The organism is Clostridium pasteurianum DSM 525 = ATCC 6013 (assembly GCF_000807255.1).
Taxonomy (GTDB): Bacteria; Bacillota; Clostridia; order Clostridiales; family Clostridiaceae; genus Clostridium_I; species Clostridium_I pasteurianum.
Window position 1 is genome coordinate 2,366,257 of the sequence record NZ_CP009268.1, and the last position, 12,584, is coordinate 2,378,840.

7 protein-coding genes are annotated in these 12,584 nt (G+C 27.7%); all 7 read right to left on the minus strand.

What is annotated here, in order from left to right; genetic code table 11:
- Positions 1-352: 352 nt before the first annotated feature.
- The 7 genes from CLPA_RS10720 to glyA all read right to left on the minus strand — a co-directional run bounded on the left by CLPA_RS10720 (position 353) and on the right by glyA (position 12,471).
- Entirely contained in the window at positions 353-910 is a 558-nt protein-coding gene (locus CLPA_RS10720) for a GNAT family N-acetyltransferase (protein ID WP_003441803.1), read from the minus strand.
- 199 nt (positions 911-1,109) lie between these two features.
- Positions 1,110-1,862 carry an MBL fold metallo-hydrolase gene (locus CLPA_RS10725; protein ID WP_003441800.1) on the minus strand — a complete coding sequence of 251 codons (753 nt, stop codon included), beginning with the start codon at positions 1,860-1,862 and terminating at the stop codon, positions 1,110-1,112.
- 29 nt (positions 1,863-1,891) lie between these two features.
- On the minus strand, positions 1,892-2,122 hold the full coding sequence (locus tag CLPA_RS10730; RefSeq protein ID WP_003441797.1) for a hypothetical protein: 231 nt from the start codon (positions 2,120-2,122) through the stop codon (positions 1,892-1,894).
- A gap of 238 nt (positions 2,123-2,360) precedes the next feature.
- Positions 2,361-3,551 carry an alanyl-tRNA editing protein gene (locus CLPA_RS10735; protein WP_003441794.1) on the minus strand — a complete coding sequence of 397 codons (1,191 nt, stop codon included), beginning with the start codon at positions 3,549-3,551 and terminating at the stop codon, positions 2,361-2,363.
- A 45-nt stretch (positions 3,552-3,596) separates the two neighbouring features.
- A complete protein-coding gene (gene addA / locus CLPA_RS10740; RefSeq protein ID WP_034830019.1) occupies positions 3,597-7,550 on the minus strand; it encodes a helicase-exonuclease AddAB subunit AddA in 3,954 nt (1,317 codons plus the stop codon).
- On the minus strand, positions 7,537-11,001 hold the full coding sequence (addB, locus tag CLPA_RS10745) for a helicase-exonuclease AddAB subunit AddB (protein WP_003441789.1): 3,465 nt from the start codon (positions 10,999-11,001) through the stop codon (positions 7,537-7,539). Before addB ends, addA begins: the two co-directional genes overlap by 14 nt.
- 234 nt (positions 11,002-11,235) lie before the next feature.
- Positions 11,236-12,471, minus strand: a complete 1,236-nt coding sequence (glyA, locus tag CLPA_RS10750; RefSeq protein WP_003441788.1) for a serine hydroxymethyltransferase — start codon at positions 12,469-12,471, stop codon at positions 11,236-11,238.
- Positions 12,472-12,584 lie beyond the last annotated feature (113 nt).

Genomic DNA, 12,584 nt, shown 5'->3' on the forward strand with positions numbered 1-12,584 from the left:
AACAATAATAACCCAATTTTTAAAATGTAATAGTCTATATAATTACTAGATAACCTATCTAACTTTATCAAAAGTACAAATTCTAACTAAGTAAGACTTACTTATCAAAATATAATCATATATAAACAAACATAACAGATAACGCAAACATCGTTTTATCTATTTTTATATCATTTTGTATATTATATTACAATAACATATGTATTTCAATCTTTTTTTATTAATTTCTAATTATTATGTTTAAATTCATTACATTTTGTAATAATGACTTCAAATATTTATTATGATAATTTACAATATAAAAAAGGGTATTTAAAATTTTAAATGCCCTTTTTTCATATTCTAATTTTAACTAATACCATTCATCCTTTAATAAGCCAAAATAATTTTCATCTTTAAAATTTCCATTGAAATAAAATCGTTTTCTTAAGCAACCCTCATACTTAAATTCTAAATTTTCAAGTATCTCTTTAGAGTTTTTATTTTTATCATCAACTATTGCTTCAATTCTCTTTATAGAACTGTTCTTAAATCCAATTTTAATAATTTCATTGAGAGCATCATATATAAAACCTTGTCTCAAATATGCTCTATTGAGTTCATAATTAATTTGTGCTCTGCTTAATTTACAGTCAAAATTATTAAATCCACAAATACCAATTAATTTATTGTTTTTTGGATTAACAATTCCCCATGTTATAGCTTTACAATCTCTATAATCATTAATAAACATAAAAAATAACCTTTCAGTATCTTCAATGCTTTTATGTGGTGATATATAATAATACTTTAATATTTCCTCATTTGAAAATATTTCAAACATATCCTTAATATCATTAAAATTTAATTCTCTTAATATTATTTTATCTGTTTTAACTTCTGGAAATTCTTTAAATATATCTTTTATCATATTCTTTGTACCTCACCTTTATATAATGTTGTCAATTAATGAATTCATTTTTAATTTGTAAAATTATAAAAATTACAAAATTACTTATATAATTATTATGAGTTAATATGGTAAATTTTATACTAATTAATTTCCTATTATCTTTCTAATAGTTATTAATTTCTATATTTTATCAAATTTTGTCCATTTTATAAAAAATTTATATGTTAAATTTTTTATAATTAGTTTTTTCATTGATTAAATTATAATTTTCCTTGTGCACCTTTGTCATATATTCACTTTCAAACTGTATATGGCTTCCGTTTCTTAAGTCTTCTAGATATTTTATTGTTTTAAAAATATCCTCTTCATTCAAATATATAGTATGACCAGCCATAATTTTTTTAGGTTTAAGCTTCAAATATTTCTCAAGTGTTTCTATATATATTTCAATATCTTTGTTCTCTACGTATATAATTGGTTTTTCTAAATTATCACCTGCATATAATATTCCATTATGGTGATCAAATATGGATATACTATCCAAAGTATGTCCAGGACTATAAAATATTTCTATTTCTTCATTTTCAAATTTAATGCCTTCTTTAAAAGTAAAATTAGGTAACACCTTTTCAACATTACCTAATATATACTTTTTATTTTGTTTCAACTGTTGTTTCCAATATTTATCTAAAAATTTTCTACACAATTTATGACTAATTATTAAATTATTTTTAAAAGCACAATTTCCCCATACATGATCCCAATGAAAATGTGTATTTACAATGATAATTTCTTTATTAAGTTTTTTACTTAATATTCCTTTTATCAAATTCATACTATCTGTGCCACAAAAAGTATCAATTAAAAACACCTTTGCCTTTCTCTCAATTAGAAAGACATTAGTTTTATACGTTTCTAACTCATTAAATATAAATACACTGCTATCAGTGCTGATCTTTTTACTTTCCATATTTGCCCTCTATATACTTAAATAGCTACTTATTCTTCGCTGTTTTCCTTAAGTTTATTTATAGTATCCCTATATGTAAAATTAGTTGTATCATCATTTGAAACTTTCTCCATAAGATCATGAAATTTTTCTATATCATATATGCCCTTGTCAATAAATATCTTATTTAATGTCTGTAATACTATGAGAGTTTCTTCCATTGCTTTCTCTGTAAATTCAATTCTTTTAATTAAATTATTTAACTCTTTATCATTTTTCATATAAAACCCTCCCCTATATAGAGTTATTCTACATTGTAAAATAAATTACCTTTTTAAAAGTTTATATTTCTACAAATTTATATATTATCATTGATAACCTTAAAATAAGTAAAATTTAAGCTATAGATAATTCAATATATTATCTATAGTCCTTTAAGATTTATATATTATTAATCATCAAGTACTTATTTCACAAAATTATATTGATATTTATACCACTATAGGTCTATATACTTAACTAGTTTAAAGCATTTTCTTTTAAATATTCTGTAAAACTTCTCATAGAATCTGTATCCTGAAAATTTGCTTGAGCTCTTTTAGCATTTCCACCACCTCTGCCACCAAACTCTTTTAATTTTTCCTTAAATAATTTTCCACATTCTATGGCAAAAGAACCATTATGCGCAAACAAAAGTCTATTATCCTTTAAAGAAGTTAAAATAAGTATATATTCCTCATTTTTTAAATGTTCATAAAGCTTGTCCAAAAAATCAAACCCTTCTTCTTTATATTCCTTAATTATATACTTATCTTTGGAATTTTCCATTAGCTGCTCTGCTTCATTTTGAGCTATGGTACTATACAATGTAGAAATTTTCTTCTTTAAATTACCTATTTCATCAGTTTGACTTTTTACTTTATTTATTATTTCAGAATCTTCTACTGAGAATCCTCTGGCAATTTCAGTAACATAATCATTTTTAGTAATATAGTCTTTAAAAGCTCTAAGACCGCATTTTATATAAATTCTAGTCATTCCCTTATTCTTTTCCCATTTAACTATCTTAATAATTCTTATTTCTCCAGTTCTTCTTACCTGTGTTCCACAGCAGGCACTATAATCCAGGTTTTCTCCCATTTGTACCATTCTTATTTTTCCCTCAGCTGTAATGGCCTTTCTTAAAGGAAGCTTCTCAGCTTCTTCTTTTGTAACAAAATAAGTTTTCACAGGTTCATTTTTAAAGACATAATAATTGGCTTCCATTTCTGCTTTTTTTATCATATCTTCTGTCATATCTTTAATTTTAATATCTAATGTCACATAGTCTTCTCCAAGATGAAAACCGGCATTTACGCCATTATATAATTTAAAAAAAGCTGCTGACATCAGATGCTCTCCTGAATGCTGCTGATTATGATCTATTCTTCTTTCAAGATCTGCTTCGCAGTGTACAATTTTATTTCTTGGTTTTTCCGACATAACATGATATATTACCTCATCCTTTTCATATACATATTCTACCTTTATATTATCCATGTAACCTATATCAGAGGGTTGCCCACCTCCTTCTGGATAAAAAGGAGTACTTTTTAGTATCACTTCATATTTTCCATCTTTTTCTATTACATCTTCTACTTCGCAGTCAGCCTGACAAAGATATGGGTCTTTATAAAATAGTTTTTCTGTAGCATTAATCATATTATTCATATTTATCTTCCTCTCTTTTTTATATTATCAATATTAAACCTATTTTTAAATTTTAACAATGCTTCCATTATAGAATAAATATAGATACTGTTCTTTAACTATTTTATCTGTAATCTTTCTAAGTGCTTCAGCATAATATTTTATTTGATTTTTATATTTTTCTACTACAATATCTATATTTTTATCTGTAACATAATCTGTTTTATAATCTACTATAACCAAACCATCTTCTTCTTCAAAATAGCAATCCATGGCTCCTTGTAATACTATTATTTCATCTTTACAACTATCTTCAGGTAATTCTCTATATACTTCTGAAACTTTTAATCTCATTACAAAGGGAATTTCTCTTTTTATATTTTCAGCAGATAACATTCTCTTTCCAAGATTACTTTGAAAAAACCTTTCTATTTTGCCTATATCTATAGTTTCAGCTTGTTTTTCTGTTATAAATTCTCTTGAAACCATTCTGTATACTTGCTCTTTTATACTTTCTTCTGTTACAGGTAAATTAAAATCTAGTCTTTGCATTACAGCATGCATAGCTGTTCCTTTCTCTGCTGGGGTAAGGTCTTTTTTCTCTTCTAAAAATATTGGTCTTTTTTTAAGTACTGGCGGAAATACATTTCTTGAATATTCATCCTGGGAGTTTTGTTGTCTTTTTAGTTCTGTTACAGATATACTAGAAGGAATACCTTTTAAAAAATTATATTTGTATTCCCAGCTAAGTCTCCTATTTATTTCATCATAATAAGGTGTCCTTGGCTCTTTATTTTCTATTTCTAAAAGAATTTCTTTAATAATATCTATTTTATTTAAATTTTTATCTTCAACGTCATTTTTATTATTATAAACTTCTTCTACAGACTTCCTATCTTCCTTTAATATTTTCTCTCTATTCCATAGCTTTATTTTCCAGTTAGATTCACTGTGTATATTGCATACATCTGATATAGATATATTTGCCACTTCTCTTAGAATTTTTCCATCCCTATGCTTTATAATAGCAGGGCCTATCCAGTCTAAATAGCTTTTTCCTTTTAATATTATATTTTCTGATATCTTATCTTCTAAATTATCTATATCTTCTGACCAATTTTTACTAGCATTTTCAATATTATTTACAGCACCTGTTATTATGAGCTTTTCTTTTGCTCTAGTAAGTGCTACATAGAGTATTCTCATCTCCTCAGAAAGATTTTCAAATTTTATTTTTTTCTTAATGACATTTTTAAATATTGTAGGATAGGATATTCTTCTCCTAAAATTAACATAATCTGGTCCTATACCAAGTTCATGATGAAACAATATTTGATTTGTAATATCACGCAAATTAAAATTTTTGCCACAACCAGATAAAATAACCACTGGAAATTCTAATCCCTTACTTTTATGAATACTCATTATCCTTACTACATTTTCATTCTCACCTAATATTTTAGCACTTCCCATATCTTTACTGCTTATTTTCAATTTATTTATAAAGTTTATAAAGTTAAATAACCCTTTATAACTTGTATTTTCATAAGATTTTGCCCTCTGAAATAGTATTCTTAAATTTGCCTGTCTTTGAATCCCTGATGGCATAGCTCCTGCATAACTGTAATAACCTGTTTCTGAATATAAATACCATATAAATTCATCTATAGGCATATGAATAGATAAACTTCTAAACTGTTTAAGTTTGTTTATAAAATCACAACATTTTTTAGTTAATGGCTTACTTATACTATTTTCTCTATCTATTTTTATATATTCATCAATATCTTTAGTTGCATCATCATACTCTGCATAAATTTCTTCTTTGCTAGTATTATCTAAAATCTCTTTTAAATGCTCAAATCTATTTTCATTGTAATCATCATTTTCAGCATAAATAATTTCTAAATTTTTATTAAATAAATCATTATATCTGTCCACTATAATATTCATAGCTTCATAAAATTTAATATTCCTATTTATTGACCTTATATCAATAAGCTCTTCATCGGTAAAAGAAGCTATAGGGGATCTCAATACTGAAAGAAGAGGTATATCTTGAAGAGGATTATCTATTATTTGAAGCAATGAAAGAATAGTTTTTATTTCTGTGGTTTCAAAATAACCAGTACCAGTATCTGAAAATACAGGTATATCAAAATTTTTCAATTCTTCTACAAAAGTTGATGACCAATTTGTGGTAGCTCGCAGCAGTATTACTATATCCTTATACTGAACACTCCTATAATCACCAAGCCCCTTATCAAAAACAGCATAAGATTTATCTCTTTTAGATACCAATTCTTTTATTCTCAAAGCTGCCATCCTGGCTTCAAGCCGTATATTATCAATATTTTCTTGTTCTTCTTCCTGATCTATTAATACAAGCTCTTTATTGATATTATTTTGATTTTTATTCTTTTCAATTATATGTATTTCATTTACTCCTAGTTCAGTAAATTCTTCTCTATTTATTTCTTTGAATTCTGCTGATGCCTTTAGTTCTTCCTTTTCATCATAATTAAGTTCTCCTATATTTTCAGACATTATAGCTTTAAATATATAATTAACTCCATCTAACACAGTCTTTCTGCTTCTAAAATTTTTAAACAAAAGTATTTTTCTATCTTTTGCTCCTGCTTCACTGGAATAATTAGAATATTTACGAAGAAAAAGTTCTGGTTTTGCCTGTCTAAATCTATATATACTTTGCTTTACATCTCCTACCATAAACATATTTGGATTTTTACTTTCACTTCTTGATATTGTACTTAATATAACTTCCTGAACTAAGTTACTATCCTGATATTCATCTATTAGGATTTCTTCATATCTTTCTTTAAGCTCCAAAGCTGCCTTAGACGGAATTACTTTTCCATTTTCCTCTTTATCCGTAAGTATTTCAAGGGTGAGATGTTCAAAATCATTAAAATCTATTAAACCCCTGAGCCGCTTTTTCTCAATATATTTTCTGTCAAACTCTAGAACTAATTCTCCTAGGCATTTCATCATTGGATATAGTTCTTTAATATGAATTAATACCTTTTCACCAATAGAATTTAGTATTTCTTCTTGTATATCTTTTATCTGCTTTTTATATTTATCTCTTATTTTCTGTACTTGTTCTTTTTTATCCTTATCTACATCTTTTCCACATCTTTTAAGAGATAAAAATTTCACATTCCTTAGATAATCTATAAAATTATTCCATGAAATCTTGCTTTCTCTTATTAAATTATTTATCATTGATAGATCATCTTCATAAGTCTCTAAATAGGCTTTTAAAGTTTCCTCATTATTGATAATTCTTAAAGATTTTTCTATCATTTTACTTATACCTTCAAGTTCTATCATAGTGCCAGATAAAATTGACTTTACCCAAATAGAATTTTGAAAATTAAAATCTTCTTTTATATTAAAAACTTCGCTTGCTTTACAAATCCACTCCTTTGGATAAGGGCTGCTTTTTGCAAAATTGTAAAGAAAAATTGTTATTTCCATGAGAGCTGAATCATCTCTGTTAGAACAATAACATTCTACTAAGTTCAAAAAATCTTCATTATTTTCCTCTTGATATTTTTTATCAAAGAGTTCTTCTATAGTTTCATTCTTCAATAATACAGTTTCTGTATCATCTGCTATTCTAAATTTAGGATCTAAATCTATAAGTTGAAAATAATTTCTTATTACGTCCAAACAAAAGGAATGAATTGTAGTAATTCTTGCTTTATTCAGAAGTACTAATTGCCTCTGCAAGAGCTTTGATTCTGGCTCCTCAAAAAGTTTCCTCGATAGTTCATTAGCTATCCTCTCTCTCATCTCTGCTGCTGCTGCATTGGTAAAAGTAACTACTAAAAGCCTATCTATATCTACAGGCTTTTCTCTATCTGTAATCATTTTTATTATTCTCTCTACAAGTACTGCTGTCTTTCCCGCTCCAGCAGCAGCAGCTACTAACAAATTGCATCCCCTGGTTTCAATAGCTTCTATCTGTTCCTCAGTCCAATTATTCCCCATCATTTTCACCTTCCTTTCCATATTCTTTATAAATTAGATTCCAAACCTCTTCATCACTTTTGTCATAAATAAATCTATAGCTATTATCTTCAAGAGATTCATCAAAAGTACATATAGAAGAATACATACAAAAGTCGCAGGGCTTAGAGTCTTTACTTTTACAAGGCTTAATACTAATATTCCCTCGAAGCATATTTTCGCAATTTTTTGCTATAACATTCTTTACGTGATTTCTAAGAAGTTCAAATTGTTCTTTTGAAGCTGCTTGAGATTTTCCAAGAGAACCATCTTTATTTATTCTGGCTGGTATAATAAATGAATTGCCTTCCATTTCCCTATCCATTTCTCTAATTATTTCCAGATCGTCAATCAACAATCCCTTCATTTTAAATTTTTTCATTATTTCCTTCGTCAAATCATCATCCCCTAAATCTTTGCTAGTCTTTATTAGAGGATCATCTATTTTAAAATACAATATGGCCCCTGGAATAGGTTTTTTATCAAAATCTTTTCCCTCCTGTGTAAGTATAGCATCTAAATACAGCAAAAGTTGTACTTGAAGTCCATAATACACCTCCGAAAGTCTAAAGAGCTTACTCCCCGATTTATAATCTATTATTCTTATATAAGTCTCCCCTTCTTTCACAAGCATATCAATTCTATCTATTCTTCCTATAAGCTTTATTTCCTCTCCAGAAGGTAACTGAACTACTATTGGAGGATAAGCTCCTTTTTCACTAAAATCCATCTCATATCCTATAGGTTTAAATCCACTCATTTTTATATGAGTTGTCATTACAATAACGGTTTTTATAAGTACTCTTTTAAGTCTTTCTGTAAAATATCTATATCTTGGAGAACTATTTAAAATAAAACTGTTACTTTTCTTTAAATTATTATCTACTATATTACTTATATTTTCTTCACACCACTTTTCCTCTATATTATCCCAGGAAAGCTGCTGTGTTCTTACTTTTTCACTAAATTCATCTATAACTTTATGCATAAAGGTTCCTATATCAGGATAGGTAAGTTTGAATATTTTTCTTTCCCTTGCATTCAATCCATACTGTACATAATAGGCAAAGGGACATTGAGCATATTTTTCCATTCTTGATACATTTATATGCACATTGTCGCCATAAAGTTTTCTTACTTTTTCGCTGTTTATGAGCTCTGTTTGATTAGTATAGGCGGCTCCACTAAAGGCTCTTTTACATTTTTCTCTCCAATATTCATCACTGCTAAACCACTTATATACATCTCTCCAAAACAAAGCATCATTATTTTCATCTAATCTTTTTCTCAAAATATACACAAGCTGATTAAAAGTTGGACGTTTAGCATCTACTAGCTTTAATCTATCTTCGTCACTTTCTGAAAAAATCAAATCACTTTCTTCAGTTATATTAGGGTATATATTTTTTAATCTGGAAACTATTATAGAAGGTCTCAAGGTGTTTCCCTCATAATCTGCCATGGGATAACTTATTCTTAGGTATTTTCCCGGTATCGTAAGCGTGGTATATACTAAAAATTGTTCTTCAAAAGCAGCAGCCCTAGTATTCTTTGCCAGTTCTACACCTTTATTCTTTAATAATTCTCTTTCCATATCATTTAATATTCCCTCTTCATTGTTTACTGCTGGAAATACTCCATCATTTACTCCAATCAAATATAGAATACAGATATTATGACTTTTTAATCTATCAACACTACCTACTAATACTTGATCTACTGAGGGTGGTATTAGGCCCATTTTATGTTCTCTAAAACCTATAGACATAATTTTTTCAAATTCCTCAAGATTAAGAGGCATATCTCCCATTACCTCTACAGTCTGATCCAATAAATCCATTATTATATTCCATATTTGACTATATTCATTTGCAAGAGTCTGATTTTTGCTGTTTTTAAACATTTCAATTAAATTTTCTACCTTTTCTGAGGCATTTATGTCATTTAAAAAATTAAATACTATCCTACAAATTTCTTCTCCACTTTTCTTTCCTCTGGTGTTTTTATACAGTTTTTTTAGAGGAACTATAACAACTTTTTTTATAGAATTGATTTTATCTAAAAACTCTTCTTCCTCAATAGAAATTTGATCCTTTCCAAACAATGAATCTGGTCTATAATCCCAACTTTCTTCATCTATCCATTTCTTTTTTCCCTTTATTCCTGATGCCAAAACATAATTTTCAAGTACATCTACATCTTCAATATCTACATTTGTAAGTCCCGTTTTTAAATATCTAAATACAGACTCGTAGGACCAGTTTTTAGTAATAATTTCTATAGCAGAAGTTATTAAAACAACTATTAAATTACCTTCGATATTTCTTTTTTCATCTATGAAATATGGAATACCATGCTCTTCAAAAATTGAGGCTACAAGAGTTTCGTAATTTTCCAAATCTCTCGTTATTACAGCTATATCCTTGTATCTATATCCTTCATCTCTACAAATCCTTATAATATCTCTAGCAGTACTTTCTATCTCCGAATAAGTATTTTGCGCTCTAAAAAGTTTTAAATCAGAAGTCTTATATTTATATTTTCCATAGGGAAAGGCAAATAAATTTTTTTCTAGAAAAGATATTTCTCTACTATCCTTAAATCTATAAAAAGGTCTTTTAGCCAGTACTATAGGTTTATCTAATTTAATATTATTATTTCTTGCTATTTCTAAAATTCTATCCTCTGTACCTTTTGTAAATTGAAAAATATCTGTGCCATAATTTTTGCCGTCTACATAATCACTGGTTAATGTTATATTTACTCTTCGTGATTTTTTTAAAAGTTTTTCAATTATCTTATACTGCTGAGGAGTAAAGCTATAAAATTCATCTATCCATATTTCAGCATTATTAAAAACTTTTGATTCCTCTAATTTTTCTGATAACAAAGTCAGATCATCGTCAGAATCTATGTAATTTTTATGCAGTAAAGTTTCAAATTCACCATATATCTTACCTAAATCTAAAAGTTTGTCTTTAAGACTTATACCTTCCTCTATATCCTCAGCAGTTTTTAATAATAACTCTGGAGTAACCGAATATCTTTTAAATTCACTTATAGAATCTGACAAAGTATTTATAAAACCTTTTTGAACTGCAGCCCTTCTGAATGCAGAAAGCTCCTCCAATATTTTGTCTACTATATGAGAAATAAGCATACATTTTCCTGAAGAATCTATACGCTTACGAGTAATTCCACCTACTTCATTCATCACTCTAAAAGCCATTCTCTTAAAACTAATTACTGTAACATTTAAATTTGATTTTTCTCCAATAGCGTTTAAAATATTCTTTTCTGATTGAAAAGAATATTGTTCTGGTACAAGGTATATAAGGGGATATTCTACTTCATCTTCTACTTTTTTCTTTATACTCTCTATACAAAAATGGCTTTTACCACTTCCTGACCTTCCGTACACAAATCTTAAACTCATAAATTTAAACTCCTTTAATTTTAAATACACATTATATCAATAAATCTTATTTAATTAAAACTTATTTAGATGAATTTAATATTGTTTGCTAAAAACTCACAATTATATTCTATCATACTCTCTTATATTATTATCATAATATATGTATTTTAAATCAAATAAAGAGTACTAAATTAACTATATAATAGTTTAAATTCAGCACTCTCTTATTATTATAAAAAAACTATAAAACTCTTATTTATATATAGGAAATTTATTACATAAAGCTGTTACTTTTTCTTTTAATTCGGTTAAATCTTCATCTCTCTTTTCAATAGCTTCATTAATAAAGGCTGCTATTTTTTTCATTTCTTCTTCCTTAAAGCCTCTTGTAGTTACTGCAGCTGTTCCTATTCTTATACCACTTGTTATAAATGGACTCTTAGTTTCAAAAGGAATTGTGTTTTTATTTGCAGTAATTCTTACAGCGTCTAAAAGTTTTTCTGCATCTTTACCAGTTATATTCTTATTAGTTAAATCAATAAGAATAAGATGATTGTCTGTACCACCAGATACCAATCTAAAGCCATATTTTATAAGTTCTTCTGCCAAAACTTTTGCATTTTTTATTACTTGCTGTGCATATTCCTTAAATTCAGGTTTTAAAGCTTCTCCAAAACAAACTGCCTTTGCTGCAATTATATGCATTAATGGACCACCTTGCATTCCAGGAAATATAGTTTTATCTAATTCTTTTGCATATTTTTCTTTACAGATAATAGCTCCACCTCTAGGACCTCTTAGAGTTTTATGAGTTGTAGTAGTTACAAAATCTGCATAAGGCACTGGAGATGGATGTACTCCACCAGCTACAAGACCTGCTATGTGAGCCATATCCACCATCAAATATGCACCAACTTCATCGCTGATTTCTCTAAATTTTTTAAAATCTATTATTCTTGAATAAGCACTGGCACCAGCTACAATTAATTTAGGTTTATGCTCAATTGCCTTTTTTCTAAGTTCTTCATAATCTATAGTTTCAGTATCCTTATTTACTTCATAGCTTATTACATTAAATAATTTTCCAGAAAAACTAACTGGACTTCCATGAGTTAAATGTCCTCCATGGCTTAAATTCATACCAAGTATAGTATCTCCTGGTTTTAGCACTGAAAAATATACCGCCATATTTGCCTGAGAACCTGAATGTGCTTGTACATTTACATGATCTCCACCAAATAACTCTTTCATTCTATCACGTGCCAAATCTTCTACTTGGTCTACTATGTGACACCCACCATAATATCTTTTTGCAGGATAACCTTCTGCATATTTATTTGTAAGATATGATCCCATAGCCTCCATAACAGCTTTACTAGTAAAGTTTTCTGAAGCTATAAGCTCGATATTATCTTCTTGTCTCGCATGTTCTTTTTCAATTATTTCATACACCTTTTGGTCACTTTCTTTTACGTTTTGAAAATCCAATGTTTACACTCCCTTTTATTGATAACTGTTATTGTAATTAGCCTAAATTATAATATTACATACAAATCCTACTTGCCTATAGTCTAGTTGTTACTATATTAAGGCTTTATTAA

What these genes read in the sequence shown, in the direction of transcription:
- CLPA_RS10720 (WP_003441803.1), bottom strand. Translation starts at nt 910, where the DNA reads ATGATAAAAGATATATTTAAAGAATTTCCAGAAGTTAAAACAGATAAA.
- CLPA_RS10725 (WP_003441800.1), bottom strand. Translation starts at nt 1,862, where the DNA reads ATGGAAAGTAAAAAGATCAGCACTGATAGCAGTGTATTTATATTTAAT.
- CLPA_RS10730 (WP_003441797.1), bottom strand. Translation starts at nt 2,122, where the DNA reads ATGAAAAATGATAAAGAGTTAAATAATTTAATTAAAAGAATTGAATTT.
- CLPA_RS10735 (WP_003441794.1), bottom strand. Translation starts at nt 3,551, where the DNA reads ATGAATAATATGATTAATGCTACAGAAAAACTATTTTATAAAGACCCA.
- addA (WP_034830019.1), bottom strand. Translation starts at nt 7,550, where the DNA reads ATGATGGGGAATAATTGGACTGAGGAACAGATAGAAGCTATTGAAACC.
- addB (WP_003441789.1), bottom strand. Translation starts at nt 11,001, where the DNA reads ATGAGTTTAAGATTTGTGTACGGAAGGTCAGGAAGTGGTAAAAGCCAT.